Source organism: Marinobacter sp. (assembly GCF_046484525.1).
Classification (GTDB): domain Bacteria; phylum Pseudomonadota; class Gammaproteobacteria; order Pseudomonadales; family Oleiphilaceae; genus Marinobacter.
In genome coordinates this window covers 1-21,618 of sequence record NZ_JAWOIS010000022.1, presented here as the reverse complement: position 1 = coordinate 21,618, position 21,618 = coordinate 1, and the positions used below count along the sequence as shown (strand labels likewise).

Here is a 21,618-nt window from a genome sequence, read left to right as displayed (position 1 = left end):
GAACTCAAGCCTCAGAAGAAGCCTTCCGCTCCTTATCCAGCCCGAAGTCTTCGGCCAACGTCCCCTTCGCCTCAGGATCCTTCTTCGGCGCATAATCCCGGGGCGGCTCGGCCGAGGCGTCCTCGCGGACCTCCTCAAGGCGCTTCTTGGACGTCTCCTGCTGAAGCTCTTCCATCCAGTCCTCGTCATTGCACAGGCGATTCGCGCCACGGGCCATGTGCTGATTCACATCCCGGTAGGCATCATTGAACCGCCGCAGCAAATGGGCTGACTCCATAAAGTGCTCATTCACCTGAGCCTGGTAACGGGTAAACTCGCTCCGCAGCTCATCAATCTGCTGTTCTGCACGGCGCTGCCGAAGAGTCTGTCCCTGACCGGAGCGGCCAACCAATACCCCGATGACAATGCCAACAACCAATGCGGCAATCGCTGCCAGAATCAGGTTCGTCATATGCTGTGTCGTCCTTTTAGCTAAAAATGAGCCAAGCCCTCAACGCAGTATAACGTGCCGGGGCGCTCCCCGCCCACGGTTACCGTCTGCAACAATCGTCGTATTGCCCCTGCGGCCGCCCCGAATGGCGAAAATTCGCTAAATAAGCGACAATACCGCGCCCAAATTTAATGTCCAACTTCCGGGAATACCTTGATGACAGCAGCGATGTCCTCCGAAACCAGTGCGAGCCTGACGCCTTGGCAGCGGTACCTGAAGGATCTTGAGCGCCCGGGTTTTCACAAGGACCCGGCCCAGGAAGATGCGGTAAAGCGCCTGCAGGCACTTTACGACAAACTGGTCGAAGCTGAAAGTGACCGTAACAAAGCCATGGCCAAGCTTCGCCGAAAACTCAAGAAGGGCAGGGAAGAGCCGGTCAAGGGTCTGTACTTCTGGGGCGGTGTCGGTCGCGGCAAGACCTATCTGATGGATACCTTCTACGAGTCCCTGCCGTTCGATCGCAAGATGCGGGTGCACTTCCACCGTTTTATGCAGCGGGTTCACAACGAACTCAAGGCCCTCAAGGGTGAGAAGAATCCGTTGGAGATGGTCTCCCAAAAGTTTGCCGACGAAGCCCGCGTCATTTGTTTCGACGAATTCTTTGTGTCCGACATCGGTGATGCGATGATCCTCGCTACCCTCATGGATGGCCTGTTCAGCCGGGGTGTGTCCCTGGTGTGTACCTCCAACATCGTTCCAGACGGACTCTATAAAGATGGTCTGCAACGCCAGCGCTTCCTGCCGGCCATCGAGTTGGTCAAGAAACACACCGACGTCGTTAACGTCGATGGCGGCGTGGATTACCGCCTGCGCACCCTGGAACAGGCGGAACTTTACCACTGCCCGCTGGACGACGAGGCCGATGTGAGCCTGCGCGAAAGTTTCGAGCGCCTGGCCGTGGAAGCCGCGAAGCACAGCAAAACCATGGAAATCAACGGCCGCAAGATTCCGGCCCAGGCCCATGCCGACGACGTAGTGTGGTTCGATTTCAAGGACGTCTGTGACGGCCCCCGCTCCCAGAACGACTACATCGAGATGGCCCGCCAGTTCCACGCCATCATCGTCAGCAACGTGCCCGTTCTCGGAGGCGACAAAGACGACCAGGCCCGCCGGTTCATCAACATGATCGACGAGTTCTACGACCGCAACGTCAAAGTCATCATCTCCGCGGCAGCCCCCATCACCGAGCTCTATTCCGGCGGCCGCCTCAGCTTCGAATTCGAACGCACCGAATCCCGGTTGCTGGAAATGCAGTCCCACGAATATTTGGAGGCGCCACATAAACCCTGAGGTCGAGTGGCAGCGTCTAACTCAGGGGTCTGAAGAACTCGTTCTTCTGACCCCATGTTTGACCAACCCCCAAATCAAAAAACTAAAAAAGGGGTCAGGTGAAAGCGTTCATCAGACCCCAGCGCAAACAGATCGAGAGGTCCATCACCAATGAGCAACGGCAACGTAGTCATCGTAAGCGGCGTCCGCACCCCCATGGGCGGTTTCATGGGCAGCCTGGCGGACGTCTCCGCCCCCGAACTTGGCGCCCTCACCATCGCAGAGGTCGTCAAGCGTGCTGGCCTGCAGCTGGCGGACGTTCAGGAAGTCATCATGGGCAATGTCCTGCCCGCCGGCCTCAAGCAGGGCCCGGCCCGTCAGGCCATGCGTCTGGCGGGTCTGCCGGATAATGCCGGCGCCACTACCATCAACAAACTGTGCGGCTCCGGCATGAAAGCCGCGATGTTTGCCCATGACCTGATCAAGGCGGGCAGCAACGACATCATGGTCGCCGGTGGCATGGAGAGCATGTCTAACGCCCCCTACGTGCTCCTCGGTGCCCGCAAAGGCTACCGCATGGGCCCCGGCCAGGCGCCGCAGGACCACATGTTCCTGGACGGCCTGGAAGACGCCGAGACCGGTCGGCTGATGGGTGCCTTCGCCCAGGATATGGCAGACAGGAAAGGCTATACCCGCGAGGAGATGGATGAGTACGCCATCCAATCCCTTACCCGCGCGAAGAAAGCCATCGAAGACGGCCTGCTCAAAGAAGAAATCATCCCGGTGACCGTCAAAACCCGCAAAGGTGAGGTCGTTGTCGAGGATGACGAGCAGCCCCACAACGCCAACATCGAGAAAATTCCGAGCCTGCGCCCGGCGTTCAAGAAAGACGGCACCGTGACCGCGGCCAACTCCTCTTCCATTTCCGATGGCGCCTCCGCGCTGCTGCTGATGCGCGAATCCGAGGCGGAGAAACGCGGCCTGAAGCCGCTGGCCCGCATTGTTGGCCACAGCACCCAGTCCCAGCATCCATCCGAGTTCACCTGTGCACCAGTAGGCGCCATCGAAACGCTGTTCGCGAAGACCGGTTGGAGCAAGGAAGATGTCGACCTGTTCGAGATCAACGAAGCCTTCGCTATGGTCGCCATGATGCCGATCAAGGAGCTGGGCCTGGACCCGGAAAAGGTCAACATCCACGGTGGCGCCTGCGCCCAGGGTCATCCCGTCGGCTCCACCGGCTCCCGCCTGCTGGTCACCCTGATGCACTCCCTGAAGCACTACGGCAAGAAAAAAGGCATTGCCGCGTTGTGCATCGGTGGGGGTGAAGCGACTGCCATGGCGATTGAAATGCTCTGAGGCGAATTTCGGAGGGGAGCCCAAGTCGGGGTCAGATGAAGGTGTTCATCAGACCCCGGTGCCGAACTCAGGGGTCTGAAGAAAGCCTTCTTCCGACCCCATTTTCATTCCCACCCAAGTCAGGTATCCAAACCCCTTGTTTACTGACCGCTTTTTTATTGGTTGCAACCAGATTTCTTGTCTATAGTGATTCATATTGCGAAGTAACCGGGCGGCCGGCGAGGTATGATAGCAAAATCATACTTTTGACTGATCAAAGCCCCGAACTGCGTTAGCTATAGTGCCAACATCACGAGCACTGTGCATGAAGCCTCCAATACATCGTGAACACCAATAATCAGAGCAGCGACTCAGAACAACAATGGAGTAGCCTTCCAATGACAAGAAAAACCTATCAATGGCAGCGTTGGACCAAACTACCGCTGGCCGTGGCGATTGCCGCCGGTACAGCCGGCCAGGCGTCCGCCTATTCGTTTTACATGGGAGATGTGGAAGCCCAGTTCAATACGACGCTGTCAGCTGGTGTAGGTTGGCGGGTCGAGGATCAGGACAGCCGACTGATTGGTCAGGGTAACCTGGGGCCAGAATATGCCTATTCTGACGTGGGCGCCTCAACCAACAACTACGATGACGGCAACCTGAACTTCGACAAGGGTGACACCTACTCCAAGATCGTTAAGGGCAACAGTGATCTCTTCGTGGATTATGCGGTGGACAGTCAAACACTGACCCGTGTTGGTGGGCTTGTCCGTGGTCGTTATTGGTATGATTTCGAACTGAAGGACGAGAGCCGCGCCGTCGATGATGTCGGCCAGCAGCGTGAGCTCAATCCGGAAGCAAAGGATAACGCCTCAGGCGGTGAATTCCTGGACGCCTATATATTCTCCGACTGGTATTTCGGCAATGTGCCTGTCAGCCTGCGTTACGGCAACCAGGTGGTTAGTTGGGGGGAGAGCACGTTCATCCAGGGTGGTATCAATGTCATCAATCCGGTTGACGTGCAGGCTTTTCGCGCGCCAGGTTCCGAATTGAAGGATGCCCTGCTACCGGTTGAGATGTTTTACGCCTCTGCTGGTGTTAGCCAGAACATTACTCTCGAAGCGTTCGTTCAGGCCGATTGGGAAGCCACCCGGCCAGATGACTGCGGCACGTTCTTCTCAACCAACGATTTTGCGGCAGACGGCTGTGGCCCGGTACTGCTGGCAGGCCAGCTGCCAGACTCGGAAGCCTATGCTCAGGGCTTCATTGCTCCGCGAGAAGGAGACCGTGAAGCAGACGAAAAAGATCAGTTTGGTGTGGCTATGCGATGGTATGTTCCAGCCCTTAACGATGCCGAACTGGGCTTTTATTATATCAAGTACAACAGCCGCCTGCCGTACGTGAGCGGTGTGGTCAATGATCCGGAAGCGGATGTAACTTTCCCGTCCTATTACATCGAATACCCGGAAAATCTTGACCTTTATGGTATCAGTATAAACACTACCGTCCCTGGTGGGTGGTCCCTGGGTGCGGAGTACAGTTTCCACAAGGACCTGCCGCTGCAATGGAACGCGTTTGAGTTGATTTACGGTGGTTTGCAGTTGACCAATCCGGTAACCGGCGAGAATGCCAGTCTTTTGCAGGATCAGCGTGAAGCTGAGGCCGGCGGTGCCAGCCTTTCCGGTTCAGATGTTCGCGGCTGGGATGAATATGATGTTTCCCAGTTCCAGTTCACTCTGATCAAGTTCTTTGACCAGGTGATGGGTGCCAGTCGCCTGTCCTTCGTTACGGAATTTGGTGCCACCTACGTGCACGATCTGCCAGAGGAAGATGAAGCGCTGTACGGCCGTTCTGGTACCTTTGGTATAGGGACCCGCCCCGGTGGTGGTTGTGAAGCCCTGAACCTGAACGATACGTACTGTACAACAGATGGCTTCACCACTGACTTCTCCTGGGGTTACCGTGCCCGGTTTGTGTGGGATTACCCCAACGTGATCGCAGGTGTCAACCTGTCTCCGCAGCTGGCCTGGAGCCACGATGTTAAAGGATACAGTCCTGAGCCGGGTGGCGCCTTCCATGAAGGTAGCAAAGCGGTCGGTCTATCACTGCAGGCTGTTTACCAAAACAAAATCTCCGGGAATATCGGTTACACGAACTATTTCGGTGGCGAGCCGTATAACGAGTTGACTGACCGAGATTTCGTGAGTGCGAGCGTTTCGTACTCCTTCTGAACCGGAAACAATTCGTCTGACGAGGAAACCTAAATGAGACTGAACAAGAAACTACTGACCACGGGTGTCCTGGCTGCCAGTCTGTGTGCCGGCCAAGCCTGGGGTGCGGTTTCTGCGGCGGAGGCGGCCAAGCTGGGTGACTCCCTGACGCCGATGGGCGCCGAGAAAGCCGGCAATGGTGGTGTCATTCCGCCCTGGACGGGCGGCCTGACCACTCCTCCGGCGGGCTACAAGGGAGACGGTATTTACGTGAACCCGTTTCCCAATGAGAAGCCCAAGTTTGTTATTGATCAGAGCAATGTGGACCAGTACGCCGACAATCTGTCGCCTGGCCAGGTCGCGATGATCAAGAAGTACGATAACTACTTCATGCCCGTGTACGAGACTCACCGCACCGCGGCCTATCCGGATCACGTCATGGAGCAGACTGTCGAGAACGCCACCACGACCGAGCTGATCAAGGATGGCAATGGGCTGGGTAACTACCAGAGCGCCACGCCGTTCCCGTTGCCCCAGAACGGCCTGGAAGTGATCTGGAACCACATCACCCGGTACCGGGGTGGTTCGGTCCAGCGTAACGTCGGTCAGGTTACTCCGACTGCCAGTGGTGACTTCTCCGTCGTGCGTTTCGAGGACGAGCTGACCTGGAAAACCTACCTGGAGGACTACGAGCCGGGCGAGGACGAGAACGTACTCTTCTACTTCCGTCAAGCCATCACCGCACCCGCGCGCTTGGCCGGTAACGTGCTGCTGGTCCATGAAACCATCGACCAGGTCGCCGAGCCCCGTCGTGCGTGGATCTACAACGCCGGTCAGCGTCGGGTTCGCCGTGCACCGCAGGTGGCCTATGATGGTCCGGGTACCGCTGCTGACGGTATGCGTACCTCGGACAACTTTGACATGTTCAACGGCGCCCCGGACAAGTACAACTGGGAGCTGGTGGGCAAGAAGGAAATGTACATTCCGTACAACTCCTACAAGCTCATGGACCCGAGCCTGACCTATGACCAGATCATCAAGGCCGGTCATATCAACCAGGACTATACCCGCTACGAGCTGCACCGCGTCTGGCACGTGCGCGCAACCCTGAAATCGGGCGAGCGCCACATCTACGCCCAGCGTGACTTCTTCATCGATGAAGACAGCTGGCAGGCGTCCGTCATCGACCACTTCGACGGTCGTGGCGAACTATGGCGTGTGGCCGAAGCGCATGCGGTCCAGTTCTACGACCAGACCGTACCCTGGTACGCCATCGAAACCCTGTACGACCTCCTCTCCGGTCGCTACCTGGCCCTCGGCCTGACCAATGAGGAAACAAACCCGTACACCTTCGGCATCGAACGCCGCTCCCGCGACTACACCCCAGCCGCCCTGCGCCGCGCGGGTACCCGGTAACGAGTGGTGAAGATGGGGTCAGAAGAACAAGTTCTTCAGACCCCTGTGCCAGGCGCCAACCCCGGCGTCATGTACACCCCAGGGGTCTGATGAAAACCTTCATCTGACCCCATATTCGATTCCAACTCGGGATCAGGTACACCCCAGGGGTCTGATGAAAGCCTTCATCTGACCCCATATTCGATTCCAACTCGGGATCAGGTGCACCCCAGGGGTCTGATGAAAGCCTTCATCTGACCCCATATTCGATTCCAACTCGGGATCAGGTGCACCCCAGGGGTCTGATGAAAACCTTCATCTGACCCCATATTCGATTCCAACTCGGGATCAGGTACACCCCAGGGGTCTGATGAAAACCTTCATCTGACCCCATTTTCACTCTAACTCGGGGTCAGAAGAATAAGTTCTTCAGACCTCTGTGCCACTCAAACCTTTGCAGCCCAACCCCCCTTTGGTTTAACCTTCCTCTCATACTAAAGGCGCACCCACAGCAGGTCGTCACTCAAAAGTCATTGGATTCTTCCAGTAGCGGCGCAGGACGTTTCGCCGTCCGGCCGGTTGTTAGCGGGGCAGTGTGTGAAACCATTCAGTGACGGCAAGGCCGCCAACGACGAATTTCAGTCTGCCAATAACGGCCTTCAGCGCGGGGAACTGGTGCGCGATCTTCTTCGCCAGCGCGTCCGGGTACCATCGTTACCGAGCGATACGCTCGCCCGACCCGTTGTTGACGACTGGATAAATCAGGCCATATCACCCAGTCATGCGGTTCTTGTCGAAGCACCCAGCGGATACAGCAAATCCCATTCCGTCCTGAGCGCCCTGAGCAAACGCTATGTCAGTGACAACGAATTGCGCTGGATCTCGCTGACGCCCCAGGATAACGCACCCACCCGATTCCTGACCCTGCTTTCCATGGTCTTTGACATGCCCGAAGCGCTCGAAAGTGCCTTGCAGGGCGGCGCCGGATATTCCGATGCCCTGGCCATGATGCTTGTGGGCCACGCTCGGGAGTCGAATGGCGCAATGCAGGTTCTGGTGCTGGATAACCTGCATGGCCTGACCAATCCGGCGGTGACGCCCCTGCTGCAGCAACTGACCCTGGATTTGCCTGAAAACCTGTGTGTCGTGCTGATTACCCGCCGGGGCCTGCCGTTTGAAACCCACGCTCTTGAGCTGGAAAACCGGTTCACCCGTCTCGGCCCTTCGGTCTTCGAATTTTCCCGCCCGGAAACCTTCGACTTCTTCAGCCAGGAACTGGTGGCCAACAAACTCACCAGTGTCGCGGTCGATAACCTGTACGATCTCACCGAAGGCTGGGCCACGCCGCTGGCCCTGTACCGTCGTGAGGTGCAGTGCGAGCTGGAACGCAAACCAATCCAGGAAAGTCCGAGAGTGGAGCGTTTCCTGAAGGAGTCGGTCCTCGGCGGACTGACGCCGGGGCAGGTTCGCTCGGTTCGCGCCATCGCCGAACTCGAACTCTGTTCGGACGAACTACTCCTCGCGCTCCAGTCGGCGCTTCCAGAGATGGCCTTGTTGCCCTCCCAGGTATTCGAGCAGGGCTTGCCCATCCGGCCCATGCCGGGCCGTGGCCGCTGGTACCGCCTGAATCCCCTGATGCAGGAATGGCTTCGCACGTCCCCGATGACCGGATATGAAGCCCGAATGACCATTGCCAGTCGCTGGTTCGGCGAGCGCAAACAGTTTCCCGAAGCCTTGCGTTATGCACTGCTGGCGGGCAATGGCGACGAGGTCATCCGGATTGCCTCGGAGGGCTCCGAGGCCCTGTTGCTGGGCCAGGATACCGCCTCTCTGCTTCGGTTACGAAAAAGCTTGCCGGTGAGCTTGCTGGAACGCAGCGCCCGCCTGCGCATCGTGTACAGCTGGGTCCACGCCATCGGCGGTCAGTTCAAGCAGGCGAGGGCGCTGCTCGATGATCTCTCCGGGGAGGACCGGAAAGAGCATAATGCCCGCATCGCCGCGCTCCAGGCCTTTATTCTCCGTGGTGAGGGCAAGGTGCAGCCAGCACTGGAAATGGCAGATAAGGCCTTGAATGATGGCGATCTGTCGCCCCAGGGGCAGCTGGTCACCCAGATCGTGCGTTCCAGTGCTTTGTGTGCCGCCGGGCAGTTTGCCAAAGCCCGGGAAGCGAACCGGGCTGCCGCGCGCCTGGCCAGAGAAGCGGGGGATTCCGGCTCCGAAGCCCTCGCCGTGTATTCCCATGCCCGCATTGAGCTTGGGAAGGGGGCACTGCGGCATGCCGAGCAGCTGCTACGAACCGGACTGGATACCGCCATGCAGGAGCTGGCGCGGCCGGCCCGGATCGGTGAGACCCGCCTGCAACTGAACCTGGTGCTGGTTCTCTGGCACCAGGGCCGGATCGCCGAAGCGGATCGGCTGCTCGTACTCTGCGGTCGGCACGCGGAGCAGACCCGGGACCTGGGCCTCCTACTCGCTATGGCGATCCGGGTACTGATCTGCCGGTCCGACAACCGCCTCGAAGATGCCTTCGTGTGGATCGGTCGTGCCGAGCGCACCATGCACGCCTGGCAGGTGGACGAATCCTTGTTCGTGCCTGTGCTGGAAGCCCTGAAAGCCACCTGTTGGCTTGCTCAGAACCAGCTCGAAAGCGCCGTCCAGGCCATCCAGAAACTCCAGCCCTACCGGGACAGCGGCTGCGTGCCGGAGCTTTTCCCCATGATGCCCGGCCTGCTCGACTGCTTGCAGGTCCGCGTGGACCTGGCCCGCGGCGACAGCATCCGGGCCCGTGAAACCCTTGAAGGTATCCGTGACCGATACGGCAAGGCCATCCCCTGGGGCGTCGAACTGCACATCCGTCTGCTTGAGGCCTTATTGCTGAACGAAGAGAAGGGCCTGTCCCCGGCGCGCAAGGTGCTGGCAGAGGTGGTCGAAGAAGCCGCCACCGAACACTTCATCAGCCCCTTCAACGAACTGCGGGCAGAGCTGCAGGAACTGATGGAGAAAAGCTACGGCCAACTGGAAGACAGCAAATTCAAGGACGCCCTTGGCAGCCTGTTTGACATCAAAGCCACCACGGCAGGCGCCGAAACCCTCGCCGAACCCATCAGCGACCGGGAACAGGCGGTGCTGGAACTCATCGCCAAGGGCCTCTCCAACCAGGAGATCGCCGACAAGTTGCACATCTCCCTGCACACGGTGAAAACCCATGCCAGGCGGATCAATGCCAAGCTGCAGGTGAAGTCCAGGACCCAGGCGATTGTGAGGGCAAGGGAGCTGGGGCTGCTGTGAGAGGTGAGCCAGCCCCAGGGGTCTGAAGAAGTCTCTTCTTCTGACCCCGAGTTCGATGTCCAAGATGGGGTCAGATGAACAAGTTCATCAGACCCCTGAGTTCACCCCCGGGGGTCTGAAGAAAACCTTCTTCTGACCCCACCTTGGCGTCAATCACCTTCACCCAACCTTCAACTCCTCAATCCGGCGATCCTTCTCCCCCCAAATCTCACCAACCCACCGCTGAAACGCCACCCGTGTCTCCTGGTCATTCTCATAATCCATGCCCAAAAACGCCTCCGGCACTTCCCGAACCCGCACATCGATCACAATGCGCCGGATCCGCCCGCACAGGTAATCCCAGAACCCCTTCCGCCCATCGGGATACACAATGGTCACATCCAGCATGGTATGAATCATCTCCCCCATAGCCCCAAACACAAACGCCGTCCCCCCGGCGCGAGGCTTGAGCAAATGTTTGTAAGGTGAGTTCTGGCACTTGTGCTTCTCCAGGGTAAAGCGCGTACCTTCCATAAAGTTAAAAATGGTCACCGGGGTATAGCGAAACTTCTCACAGGCAGCCTGGGTGGCGGCGATGTCCTTGCCCTTGAGCTCCGGGCGCTTGGCGATCTGTTCCTTGGTATGGCGGTGCATGAACGGGAAGTCCAGGGCCCACCAGGCGATGCCGAGCAGGGGTACCCAGATCAGCTGTTTTTTCAGGAAGAACTTGAGCAGGGGAATGCGGCTGTTGAGCACGTATTGGATGGCGGGAATATCCGCCCAGCTTTGGTGGTTGCAAGTCACGAAATACCAGTGCTCACGGCTGAGATTCTCCACCCCGCGCACGTCCCACTCCACCTTGTGAAGGATATCCATCAGCAGATTGTTGAACCCGATCCACACCCAGGCGATGTTATTGAGTACCACGGTGCAGGCCTTGCGCACCGGTGTCACCGGAATGATCAGTTTGATGAGCGCGAACAGCAGCAGGAAGGGGAACAGGATGAGGGTATTCAACAAAATCGACAGGGCCGCCAAAGTCCCCTTCAGCGGTGCGGGCAGAAAATCAAGCATTCCGTGTGTTCTCTGGTTTGTTGCGGGTTAGCGGTGTCTGTCAGCCTTCGGCAGCGTTTCCGGTGTCAGCGGTCCGGCCCGGGAGTAACCGGCTTTCAGAATCGCTGGAGGCCAGCTGCTTCAGGTCGGATGGGGCCCGATCCGTTACTGAATCCCGGAAGTCTTCGTCGTAGAAGCCCAGGTTGTTGTAATGGATGATCGATCGGATCTCTTTTACGTATTCTTCGCCGCGTTCGGAATAGCCGAGCAGGCCTTCCGCCATCTCCAGGCCGGACAGGGGATTGTCGGCGCGACGATCCTGCATCCGGACATCCCGCAGGGTCTGGTAGGTTTTATGCCGGTTCAGGTTCTGGATATAGGCCCTTACCGAGCGATAGGGTGAGGCAAACTTTGCCACCTCGTGACTGGCGCCTTCCACCCGGCTCTTCGGCACCAGGCCGCAGCCCTTTGAAAAGCACCACTGACCGAACAGGTTGTTACCCTGCCGGGCAAAACGGGACGTCCCCCAGGCGGACTCGTTGGCGGCCTGGGCCAGCACCAGCGAGGGTGGAATCACATCCAGGCGTTTTTTCAGCAGAGCGAACTGTTCGGCACTGCTGGCGGGTGCCTCGATTCTCAGGCGCTCGGCGTGCTGATTCAGCCACCGCTTCTCAGAGGAAGTCAGCTCGGCTTTCTCCTCCAGTCGCAGCAGGTAGCTCCGCTCCAGCAAAATCCTGGAGTTGGCCAAAACAATACGCGGGTAAAGGAATGAGAAGAACGCCGCCTTTTTCTCGGTGGTGTCCCGGTAGGACGAGAAGTCCGGCAGCGGGGCGTCGGCCCAGTCGGGAAGGGCAGGCAGTTCCCGGAGCACCACTTCAGAGCCGTCATAGTTTCTGTCACCGTAGCTTCCTGGTGGAATATAGAAACCACCACCAATTGCAAAAGCAATCAATGGAAAAAAAAAGAACAGCGTCCGGTGACCAGCAGGCATAAAACCTCTCGTGATAACAGATATGCCAATAATTATAACAGGTTGTACGTGGAGGGCTCTTGCCGGGTTTACCGAAATCGTCGGTCGCCTCAGGGGATTCGGGTCGCCAGCAGCAGCCCGACGGCCTGCGAGCCAGTACCCGAGCGGTTCAGCCTGAGGTACATCTGGGAGTGATCGTCCGTGTAGAAGCCGTCCAGCGCCAGGTTGCTACTGGTGAGGGAGATGGTGCCGGGGGCGGACTGGGCGTAGGTCAAGGTGGTATCGATCACGGTTTCCGAAGGCGTGGTTACTTGGTTGCCGTTTACGGTGTTGATCACCGAGATCGCCTCACCGCTCAGGGTGGCGGTACCGCCGTTGATTACCAGCTCGGCATTATCAAAGTGGCGAAGTTCGTTGGTGCCCCCCGAGAGTCCCATGGATACTCCCTGGACCCGGTACCGGCCACTCCCCGGCGCCGCGGAGATGGCCTGTCCGGCAGCCACCAGCAAACCATCCCCAAACGGACTGTCGTCCAGATTGAACGCCAGGAAAGCGCCATCAGGGGTACCCGCCCCCACGCCCACCTCGGGCCGCTCTTCATCCTCGGAAGCGGTCGAGATGTCCAGGTTCAGCCGGCCGATGTCCCGCTGACCGGTACTCAGTGTCGAGGTTCGGGGACTGACCAGCCAGTTGGTAGCAACCGCCGCGGTCGGCGCGCGGGTGACCGTTCCGGTGTTATCACGGCTCACGGTAGCCACATCCAGCGCCTGCGTCACATTGCCGTCACCATCAATTGCCCAGGTGCCCAGACCACTCTCAAGCGTCAGCGGTGTGGTGTCATCAGCAAACCGGGATGCCAGATACACCACGTTATAACGCCGGTTATCCAGCACATCGGCATCAAACTCCGCTTCCCCCGCCGGCCGCAGCAGGTTCAGCTCCAGCGCCGACAGGTATTGGCTCTCCAGCAGCTGTCCCCGGGTAAGCGCCTCGCCATCACTTTCCAGTTCAATCGCCTTGCCGGCCGTGAAATAGCCGCCCACCACCCGGTCCGGCCCCACCGTCTCATCGGCTGGCGGACTGGTATAGGCATCCAGGTAATGCGGGTTGCGGGTCCAACCAATGATCCGGGCGCTGTCACGGCCGGTGATGCTCTGGTACAGGGCCCGGCCGGCTAACAGGCGGGTATCGCCTAACAGGGTCGCCGCACCGGGGGAGGAGGAATGAGTGTTCTGTTCCCAGAACTCTGAGCCGCGCAGGAAGAAGTCATTGCCCTCGGAATGCAGCAGCACCTCCCGCTCATAGGGAATGTCCGTAGCCAGAGAGGTTACCTTGATATTGAAGGCATCTAAGCTGGTGAGCGTCAGGGCCGGGTACACGTAGCCAACCCCGTTGCGGTCCTCCAGGCGTTCCTCATAAGCCGTTCGCATGCCCCAGAGCCCGGTGCCACTGATACTGGGTTCAGCAAAGCTCTGACCCAGCTCGACCCCCAGGAACACCGAGTTGTAATCGGCGGAGCTGGCGCTGATCTTGCCCGAAGAACTGTCATCCAGCAGGGCATAGTCGCCCATGGCAGCGACATAGCGGGCAAAATCCGCCCGGCCTTCCAGCAGGGACAGCGCGCCGGTCACATCCAGGTTGCCGGGGATATCGATCTCGAAATCGTGAACCTGATCGGCGAGGGTGGACCAGACATACTTGTTCAGGCACAACCCACCACCGGCATCATTCACGCAGTCCCTGATGGTCTCAAGCTGCCCCGGGGTGTAACTGGCCAGGGTATTGCGCACCAGGTATTCCGAGAAGGGATTGATCTTTACGTCCTGGTCCGAGTCCGTCGCGAGGGCGCGCATCCGGGCATTGCCGTAGGTGGCCTCGATAACCACATCGGGTGCCAGGGGCTGGCCGTCCGGAAAGGCGATAATGGTAAAACCCTCGGAATCCTCCCGGGTGGTAACCTCCACACTGCCCAGGTTCTGCAGGGAGGTATTGGTGGTGTACACGCTGAGGGTTTCCGGCTCAACAAGCCGCAGATTGCGCCGGGTTATCTCCGCATCCGGCGCCACCGAACCGGGCACCTCAAGGGTGATCCGCACCTCGTTTGGCTCCAGGTCGCCGGCATTGCTGGAATCGCCGGTGCTTCCGGAGCTGAAATCGTCCAACGGGTTTTTCGCGGCAGCGAAGTCGTTGGTCTGGGTGCGGGCGCCGTCGATGGCGTCCTCACCACTGCTACAGCCGGCCAGCAACAGGGCAGAAAGGGAAATCCAGAGTCCGTGCTTGAAAGGCATGTCTGACAATCCGTGCAGAAGATTCAGGTCGTCAGTCTAGCAGCGGTACGGAAGGGAAATCGTGAGGAAAGGCACGAAACAGGCGCCCGGAGACCGGGCGCCTGAGAGGGTCCGGAGGATCAGTAGTAGATCTTGATACCGGCCATCACACCTTCATCCAGGTCCACGTCGCCACGGAAGGGCGCGTCCAGATCGGTGTTCAGGTAACGGTAACCGGCGAAAACCTCGGCGTTGCGAATTACCCGGTAGCTGCCGCGCAGCTCGACGCTGGTCATGTCCTCGGAATCACCGAAGGCCAGAATGTCCGGGGCGTAGTGCAGGCCGCCGGTGAAGGACAGGCCCGGAACCCGGGGCACGTTCACGGTAGCAAAGCCGCCGATGCCGATGGCGCCGCCGTCCAGGCCGTCGTCATCCCAGCCGATGCCGCGCACGCCGATACCGGCGGTGGTCGGCAGGTTTCCCAGCGCGGTGCGACCCTGGGCGTGGAAGTCCACGTTCATGATGTGGCGGCTGCCTTCGTGGTAGGTATAGCCAGCGCCCAGCTGGGTATCGTTATTGACACCAAAGAAGTTCACCTGGCCCTTCACGGAATCGCTGGTCAGGCTCAGGTCCACATCGCCTGCGAAGGCCGGTGCTGCGGCCAGGGTCAGTGCCATCAGGGAAACTCTTGAGATTCTCATTCTTCTACCTTCTTGCTGTCGGTTAAATGGTACGCATCCGATAAAGAATCTTCATCTTCAGCCGGCACCCGGTATTCCTCGTTGGCCCAGGCGCCCAGGTCAATCAGTTTGCAGCGCTCCGAGCAGAATGGCCGGTACCGGTTATCTTCAGACCATTCTACGGATTGCTTGCAGGTAGGGCATTGCACAAACATGGCGATTTTTTCAGATTGGTGACGAAATTGCGACGCGCCAGTCCTCAGGTGGCCGCCGATGCGGTGCAGTATTGTTCCAGTACTGCCCGCAGCATTTCAATATTGACAGGCTTGGCGACAAAAGAATCCATGCCGGCGCGGCGGCAGCGTTCTTCGTCTTCCTCCATGGCACTGGCGGTGAGGGCAACGACCGGCACGTGGGGGCGGTTGTGGGCTTTTTCCCATTCCCGCAGGCGGCGGGTGGCCTCGAAACCATCTACCCGGGGCATCACGCAATCCATGAATACCAGGTCGAACGGGTGCCACTGCCAGAGGCTGGCGGCGGCTTCGCCATCGTTCGCCGTCATTACATCGCAGCCGAGCTTTTCCAGCAGCCGACGGGTGAGGGTCCGGTTGACCGGGTTGTCCTCCACCAGCAGTACCTTCATGCGGCCGCAGGGCAGTTCCCGGCGCTTGCTGATGTCGGTAACCGCCTGTAGGGAGAACCGGGTGAGGAACCGGCGTTCGTTCTTCTCCGCATCCGTGAACAAATGGTTCAGGATGGCCATCAGGCAGGATTCCCGCAGGGATTTGCTCAGGAAGGCGTCTGCCCCGGCCTGACGGAAATGTTCGGCGTCGCCCCGTTGCGGATTGGACGACAGGATCAGCAAGCGCATATGGGCCCAGGTCGGGTTGCTGCGAATCTGCCGGCACAGCAGGTCACTGTCCATATCCGGTACAAAGCCATCGAGAATGATGGCATCGAACGGTTCTTGGCTGTCTGAGGCCTGCCGCAGGGACGTCAGCGCTTCGCCGGCGGATTTCACCGCCTCGATGTGCACCTCATAGCGGGACAGCATCTCCAGGGTGATCTTGCGGGACAGCTCGTAGGAGTCCACCACCAGGATATGCTTGCCCCGGACCTTGCGGGTGTCCGGCCGCACCCGGGGGGCATTCTCGGGCGCCACCGGCAGGGTCAGTTCCACCCAGAAGGTGGAGCCCTCGCCGGGCCGGCTCTCCAGGTCCAGGGAACCGTCCATCAGGGTCACCAGCTGGCGGCAGATGGTCAGGCCCAGACCGGCGCCGGGCAGTTGGCGCTGGAACTGCTGGCCGAGCTGAACGTACGGCTCGTACACCAGTGGAATGTCCTCCGGATTGATGCCCACGCCGGTATCCTCCACCGCCAGACGCAGCCGGGCCTTGCCATTCCGCCGGCCCAGCACCTCAATGCTGATGAGCACATGGCCGGAATCGGTAAACTTGATGGCGTTGGAGACCAGGTTAAGCAGGATCTGCCGGATACGTGCCGGGTCGCCTTTCAGGGACCAGGGCAGGTTTTCGTCAATGCGCAGCTCCAGCGCCAGCCCCTTCTCCCGGGCCCGGCTGCCAAGCATATGCACCAGATCGTTGAGGGTCTCCCGCAGATCGAACGGAATGTCCTCCAGCACCAGTTTGCCGGCCTCCATGCTGGAGATATCCAGCAGGTCATTGATGATGGCGGACAGGCTCTGGGAGGCGTTGAGCAGGGTATTGACGTATTCCCGCTGTTCCTGATCCAGCGGCGTATCCGTCAGCAGGTTGGCGTAACCCAGCACCGACTGGAGCGGAATGCGCAGTTCGTGGCTGACATTGGCGAGAAACCGGTTCTTGGCGTGATTGGCTCGAACAGCCTCGTCCCGCTCGCCCTGGGACTGGATGGTCGTCTGGCGGAGTGAGCGGGTGTCTTCCAGGATCTGCAGCCGCATCTTGTTCAGGGCCTGCTCCAGCTCCGACAGCTCATCCGGCGATTTAGGCGGCTTCCGGCGCAGCTGAAGCGGATCCACCAGGGCATCCAGATTCAGCTGGGCGGCATAATCGGCCATGGCCTCCAGGTGGCGGGAGAGGGTGGCCCGAACAATCAGCAGCAGGCCGAAGGTACCGAGCATGACCACGACGGTCACGGACAGCAGCGTCAGCAGACCGGTCTTCCAGAGTTCATCGTGGATCTGCTGAACCGACGACACCACCGTGAGACTACCGACCTCCTGGGGCGGCTGGAAACTGGAGCGGTCAAAGATCAGGGGGATGGTCTGAGAGATTACCCTGCCGTCGGGGTGGGTGCCGGTGGTGAATTCCTCACCCGTGGTGGTGGTCACGCGGGCAAACTGGATCGCTGGCACCGCCTTCATGTCATCCAGGCTGTTGGCCACCTCACTGAAATTCATCAGCCAGAGGTTGTTGCTCATGCTCCCGGAGACCAGCTCGGCGGCTTTCTGTTGGGTACTGATCAGGTCATTCTTGCGGCGCTCGAACTCGCCGATCATCTGAACGCCGGTGGCGGCGAGGGAAAGCACCAGGCTGAACAGCAGCACATACACCAGCAGACGCGCTGCCAGCGGCCGAACGCCAAATCGCTTGAAAAACCGGTATGGGTGCAAGATTTCGACTTCCCTGTGTCGACTACAAAACAATCACCGAAGTTTAACAGACGGTTAGAACTTCGACACGCTTCTCTCCGCCCTCTGTTACAAACCGGAACCTTACGTTCAGATCGTACAGGTGCGCCCCGTAAATCCGAGCCTCATCCCGGCCCCGCCGGAACGACGGCCGGGGATCATAACTCACCACATCCTCGATCAACGCCCGGAAATCCGGATAGTCCCCGGAGGGAAGGGCAGCCAGCTGCTGCTCCGCCTCAGCCAGAAACACCACTTCAAGCCTCTCGGTCGGCGGCGAATCCGCCCACCCCAGACTCGCCTCCGGCACCGAATCCGCAAACGGCAGGTAAGGCTTGATATCCAGAATCGGCGTGCCCTCGATCAGATCATGATTACTGATCCGCAGCACCAGCCGCCCATCCCGACGCGCCAGCCCCTCATTCCGAACCACCGACAACCCCAGACTGTTCGGCCGAAACGGCGACCGACTGGCAAACACCCCCATCTTCCTGTTACCCCCCAGCCGAGGCGGCCGCACCACCGGCTTCCACTCCGCCCGAACTGCCTCATGAAACTGGAAAATCACCCAAAGATGCGAAGCCGTCTCCAGCCCGCGGAAAGCATCTTCGCGGTCGTAGGGAGGCTGAATCACGAGTTCGGCGTGAGCGTGGCGGGTAAGCCCCGGCTGGCGGGGTACCCCGAACTTGTCCTGAAAACAGGACTTGGTGATAGCAATAGGGGTCACGGCAAGGCCGGGGTCTGAAGAACTTGTTCTTCCGACCCCATCTTCAGCGTTTTCCCCCGGGGTCTGATGAACTTGTTCATCTGACCCCTTTTTCACGTCTGCCCCCACACTCACTCCCCAGGGGTCTGAAGAAATCTTTTCTTCTTCTGACCCCGAGTTCAATTCCAAATTGGGGTCAGATGAACAAGTTCATCAGACCCCTGAGTTAACCAGACCCCACCCCTGGGGTCTGAAGAATTTATTCTTCTGACCCCAAGTTCACGTTCAACCCCCTACCGCCGATCAATAGTCCCAGCAAAAAACATCTCAACCCGCAAAACCACCGAAGCCCGATCCTTGAAACTATCCTCCCGCGGAAACGTCAACGCCGGAATCACCTCCCCGAACAACCAGTCACTATGCAATCGATACCGCCAGGTCAGGTCCACAAACGCCGACGTCGTCCGCCACCCGGGCTTGCTCTCACCCAACACCCCAACCCGCGGAACCAACGTCGAGCGATTATCCACCACCTTCCGCACACTGAAAATCTGCGCCACCAGAAACTTCTCGTCCGAGTGCACGTACTCCAGCTCAGAGGAAGACTGAAACCGCCAGTCATCCCCCACATACCGACTGGCCCCGAACCACGTCCGGGAACCCCAGCCCTCCTGATGGAAGTAATAAATCCGCTGCTGCAGACTCCCGGCCCAGTCCTCATCCAGCTGCCAGCCCTTGCCAGCCGTCACCCGCCAGAACGCATCCGGCGGAAACCGAAGCCGCCCACCGATATCCGTGGATAGATTGATCGCATCCCCGATCCGGGTCAGATACCGCAGCGCACCAGTGGTCTCCGTCTCCGTCCGCTCGGGCTCCGTCAACTGCCGGTCCCGCTGCCGCTCCTCCAGCGGAATCAGCTCTTCACTCTCACTCTCGATAACAATCCGCAGCTTGCGCTTGGCGGTGGGAATATCCAGCCGGAACCGGGCCTCCGGCTCGAATGATGCCAGGTTGCTGTACTCGGATTCGGTAGCAAACCCCAGGCGCAGGTAGCTTTCATTATTCGGCAATGCCTGAGTAGACCCCGAAAGCGTCCGATCCGCCCAGGCTCCCAAAGATTGAATCCTTGGCCCCTGAATGCGCTCTTGACGCAACACCCAGTTAGAGAAAGACAACCAGTAGGATTCCTCCGGCTCCGCCCAATACTCCTCCGGAGAAAACGTATAAAACGACGGCCTCAGTTGCTCAGGCGCCAGAATCTCGGAAATGGAACGCTGATGCACCTCAAACACCGGCTCCGCAGCGCGTCCGGGAAGAGAAACAAAAACCAGAAATGACAGAACCCCGGCCGGGGAGAAACGGCGCAAACAATTAGTAGCCAAAATCCACCAGGAACTTCCCGTGCAATTCACGAACCTGACGCTCCACATCATCCAATGACCGGTCATTATCAATAATAGCGTCAGCACGCTCCAAGCGCTTCTCCCGAGGCATCTGAGCCGCAATAATCCGCTCCACCTGATCCCGCTCATTGGTATCCCGAGCCATCGTCCGCTCAATCTGCGTCTCCACCGGGACATCCACAACCACGACTCTGCTGACCAGATTATGCTGATCCGTCTCCAGCAACAATGGAGAAACCAGAAGCACATAGGGCAGGGCATACCCTTCAGGCTTCAACTGCCGAATCAACTCGTCCCGGATCATCGGATGAAGCAAACCCTCCAGCCAGGTCCGCTCATCAGGATTGGCAAACACAATCTGCCGCAGCTGGGCCCGATCCAGGGTGCCTTCGTCGGTGAGAATATCCTGACCGAAGTGCTCAGCAATTTGCGCGAGGCCAGGGGTACCAGGTTCAACCACCTCCCGGGCGACATCATCAGCATCCACCCAGTGAACCCCAAGCTCACCAAACATGCGAACGACGGTAGATTTCCCGGAGCCAATCCCCCCCGTAAGCCCGACAATGGCCGGGGTCTGATGAAAAGCCTTTGGCTTTCCATCCGACCCCACCTCCACCTCAGGAGTCTGGCCCGCCCCAGGGGTCTGGCCCACCCCAGGAGTCTGGCCCGCCCCAGGGGTCTGATGAACAAGTTCATCTGACCCCATGTTGATTTTCTTACCCATGCTCAAACCCTAAAAAGGGGTCAGAAGAAAGCTTTCTTCAGACCCCCAATCTCAACTCAAACCCCAAGATAAGCAAACCAAGCCGCCTGAATAGCATCCCCAAACCACAAACAAAGCACCCCAGCCGCCGCCAAATAAGGCCCAAACGGAATCGGCACCTCCCGCCCATGCTTCCGGAACACCATCAAACTAATCCCGACAACCGCCCCGACGACGGAGGACAACAAAATCACCGCCGGCAACAACTGCCACCCAAGCCACGCCCCAAGCGCCGCAAGCAGCTTGAAATCCCCATGCCCCATGCCTTCCTTACCCGTCACGATCTTGAACAACCAGTAAACCGACCAGAGCGACAGATAACCAACCACCGCCCCCCAGAACGCACTGGTAAAGTCGGTTAAAACCCCAAAAAAGTTCAACACCAACCCAAGCCAAAGCAACGGCAACGTCATGCTATCCGGCAACAACTGCGTATCAAAATCGATCACCGTCAACGCCACCAGCGACCAGACCAGCAACAACGCCCAAAGCGCCGCCTCAGTCGGCCCAAGCAGGTAAACCGTCAACACCGAAAACAGCGCCGTCACCGCCTCGATGATCGGGTACCTTGGCGAAATCCGCGTCTTGCACGAAGCACACTTGCCCCCCAATACCAGATAACTGACCACCGGAATATTCTCCCAGGCCCGGATCTTGTGACCACAGGAAGGGCAGGTAGAAGCTGGTTTGGACAGCGTAACCGGCTCCTCCTTCTTCCGCGCCTTCTCCGGAACCTCCAGAAACTCCTCACACTGGCAACGCCACTCCTGATGCATCATCTTCGGCAAACGCAGGATGACCACGTTCAGAAAGCTGCCGATGCAGAGGGAAACGAGAGTGACGGAGAGGTAGAGGAGCCAGGGGGTGTTGAGGTAGACGTCGAGGAACTGCATTGAGAGCCTTGATTGATCTTAGGGGGAGAGGGAAGGGTTAAGTCGGGGTCAGATGAAAGCTTTCATCTGACCCCGTTTTCAGATCGGAAAGATGCAGTTAGCCAACAACCTGACCCATCTGGAAGATTGGCAGGTACATGGCAACGATCAAGCCGCCGACCAACACGCCCAAAACCCCCATAATCATCGGCTCCATCAGCGCTGTCAGGTTATCAACCATGTCATCCACAACACCCTCGTAATGCTCTGCGACTTTAGCGAGCATTTCATCCAGGTTCCCTGATTCCT

17 protein-coding genes are annotated in these 21,618 nt (G+C 59.0%); 5 read left to right on the top strand and 12 right to left on the bottom strand.

Annotation, left to right across the window (positions count from 1 at the left end; genetic code table 11):
- Window positions 1-4: 4 nt before the first annotated feature.
- Window positions 5-451, bottom strand: coding sequence for a YhcB family protein (locus tag R6W86_RS05125; RefSeq protein ID WP_410328303.1), 447 nt, complete (start codon window positions 449-451; stop codon window positions 5-7).
- Between the two features lie 231 nt (window positions 452-682).
- On the opposite strand from R6W86_RS05125, the gene zapE reads away from it, so the two are divergent.
- The 5 genes from zapE to R6W86_RS05100 all read left to right on the top strand — a co-directional run bounded on the left by zapE (window position 683) and on the right by R6W86_RS05100 (window position 9,987).
- Entirely contained in the window at window positions 683-1,780 is a 1,098-nt protein-coding gene (zapE, locus tag R6W86_RS05120; RefSeq protein ID WP_410328347.1) for a cell division protein ZapE, read from the top strand.
- Window positions 1,781-1,930: 150 nt separating this feature from the next.
- A complete protein-coding gene (locus tag R6W86_RS05115) occupies window positions 1,931-3,115 on the top strand; it encodes a thiolase family protein (RefSeq protein WP_410328302.1) in 1,185 nt (394 codons plus the stop codon).
- 377 nt (window positions 3,116-3,492) lie between these two features.
- Window positions 3,493-5,325, top strand: coding sequence for a DUF1302 domain-containing protein (locus R6W86_RS05110; RefSeq protein WP_410328301.1), 1,833 nt, complete (start codon window positions 3,493-3,495; stop codon window positions 5,323-5,325).
- 33 nt (window positions 5,326-5,358) lie between these two features.
- Entirely contained in the window at window positions 5,359-6,720 is a 1,362-nt protein-coding gene (locus R6W86_RS05105; protein WP_410328300.1) for a DUF1329 domain-containing protein, read from the top strand.
- Window positions 6,721-7,296: 576 nt separating this feature from the next.
- The gene (locus R6W86_RS05100; protein WP_410328299.1) at window positions 7,297-9,987 is read left to right on the top strand and encodes a LuxR C-terminal-related transcriptional regulator; all 2,691 of its coding nucleotides are present in this window, start codon (window positions 7,297-7,299) and stop codon (window positions 9,985-9,987) included.
- Window positions 9,988-10,146: 159 nt separating this feature from the next.
- Here the strand turns inward: R6W86_RS05100 and R6W86_RS05095 are convergent, their stop codons facing one another.
- The 11 genes from R6W86_RS05095 to R6W86_RS05045 all read right to left on the bottom strand — a co-directional run.
- Window positions 10,147-11,040: an acyltransferase gene (locus tag R6W86_RS05095; RefSeq protein ID WP_410328298.1), complete on the bottom strand. Its 894-nt coding sequence runs from the start codon at window positions 11,038-11,040 to the stop codon at window positions 10,147-10,149.
- Between the two features lie 40 nt (window positions 11,041-11,080).
- A complete protein-coding gene (locus R6W86_RS05090; protein WP_410328297.1) occupies window positions 11,081-12,010 on the bottom strand; it encodes a glucosaminidase domain-containing protein in 930 nt (309 codons plus the stop codon).
- 89 nt (window positions 12,011-12,099) lie between these two features.
- A complete protein-coding gene (locus R6W86_RS05085) occupies window positions 12,100-14,277 on the bottom strand; it encodes a hypothetical protein (protein WP_410328296.1) in 2,178 nt (725 codons plus the stop codon).
- A 119-nt stretch (window positions 14,278-14,396) separates the two neighbouring features.
- The gene (locus R6W86_RS05080; protein WP_410328295.1) at window positions 14,397-14,957 is read right to left on the bottom strand and encodes a YfaZ family outer membrane protein; all 561 of its coding nucleotides are present in this window, start codon (window positions 14,955-14,957) and stop codon (window positions 14,397-14,399) included.
- Window positions 14,954-15,151 carry a DNA gyrase inhibitor YacG gene (yacG, locus tag R6W86_RS05075; RefSeq protein ID WP_410328294.1) on the bottom strand — a complete coding sequence of 66 codons (198 nt, stop codon included), beginning with the start codon at window positions 15,149-15,151 and terminating at the stop codon, window positions 14,954-14,956. Before yacG ends, R6W86_RS05080 begins: the two co-directional genes overlap by 4 nt.
- A 44-nt stretch (window positions 15,152-15,195) precedes the next feature.
- Window positions 15,196-17,433, bottom strand: a complete 2,238-nt coding sequence (locus R6W86_RS05070) for a response regulator (protein WP_410328346.1) — start codon at window positions 17,431-17,433, stop codon at window positions 15,196-15,198.
- Between the two features lie 157 nt (window positions 17,434-17,590).
- Complete coding sequence (gene tsaA, locus R6W86_RS05065; RefSeq protein WP_410328345.1) at window positions 17,591-18,283, bottom strand: tRNA (N6-threonylcarbamoyladenosine(37)-N6)-methyltransferase TrmO; 693 nt, start codon at window positions 18,281-18,283, stop codon at window positions 17,591-17,593.
- A gap of 281 nt (window positions 18,284-18,564) precedes the next feature.
- On the bottom strand, window positions 18,565-19,341 hold the full coding sequence (locus tag R6W86_RS05060) for a hypothetical protein (RefSeq protein WP_410328293.1): 777 nt from the start codon (window positions 19,339-19,341) through the stop codon (window positions 18,565-18,567).
- A gap of 301 nt (window positions 19,342-19,642) precedes the next feature.
- Window positions 19,643-20,284, bottom strand: coding sequence for a dephospho-CoA kinase (coaE, locus tag R6W86_RS05055; protein ID WP_410328344.1), 642 nt, complete (start codon window positions 20,282-20,284; stop codon window positions 19,643-19,645).
- Window positions 20,285-20,454: 170 nt separating this feature from the next.
- Entirely contained in the window at window positions 20,455-21,330 is an 876-nt protein-coding gene (locus R6W86_RS05050; protein ID WP_410328292.1) for a prepilin peptidase, read from the bottom strand.
- Window positions 21,331-21,427: 97 nt separating this feature from the next.
- Window positions 21,428-21,618: type II secretion system F family protein (locus R6W86_RS05045; protein WP_410328291.1), on the bottom strand; the 191-nt coding region annotated here is incomplete at its 5' end.

Excerpts from the sequence above, each read along its gene's own strand:
- R6W86_RS05110 (WP_410328301.1), top strand. The coding sequence starts at position 3,493 with ATGACAAGAAAAACCTATCAATGGCAGCGTTGGACCAAACTACCGCTG.
- R6W86_RS05050 (WP_410328292.1), bottom strand. The coding sequence starts at position 21,330 with ATGCAGTTCCTCGACGTCTACCTCAACACCCCCTGGCTCCTCTACCTC.
- yacG (WP_410328294.1), bottom strand. The coding sequence starts at position 15,151 with ATGTTTGTGCAATGCCCTACCTGCAAGCAATCCGTAGAATGGTCTGAA.
- R6W86_RS05105 (WP_410328300.1), top strand. The coding sequence starts at position 5,359 with ATGAGACTGAACAAGAAACTACTGACCACGGGTGTCCTGGCTGCCAGT.
- R6W86_RS05090 (WP_410328297.1), bottom strand. The coding sequence starts at position 12,010 with ATGCCTGCTGGTCACCGGACGCTGTTCTTTTTTTTTCCATTGATTGCT.
- R6W86_RS05095 (WP_410328298.1), bottom strand. The coding sequence starts at position 11,040 with ATGCTTGATTTTCTGCCCGCACCGCTGAAGGGGACTTTGGCGGCCCTG.
- R6W86_RS05115 (WP_410328302.1), top strand. The coding sequence starts at position 1,931 with ATGAGCAACGGCAACGTAGTCATCGTAAGCGGCGTCCGCACCCCCATG.
- R6W86_RS05085 (WP_410328296.1), bottom strand. The coding sequence starts at position 14,277 with ATGCCTTTCAAGCACGGACTCTGGATTTCCCTTTCTGCCCTGTTGCTG.
- R6W86_RS05070 (WP_410328346.1), bottom strand. The coding sequence starts at position 17,433 with ATGATCGGCGAGTTCGAGCGCCGCAAGAATGACCTGATCAGTACCCAA.
- R6W86_RS05125 (WP_410328303.1), bottom strand. The coding sequence starts at position 451 with ATGACGAACCTGATTCTGGCAGCGATTGCCGCATTGGTTGTTGGCATT.
- R6W86_RS05080 (WP_410328295.1), bottom strand. The coding sequence starts at position 14,957 with ATGAGAATCTCAAGAGTTTCCCTGATGGCACTGACCCTGGCCGCAGCA.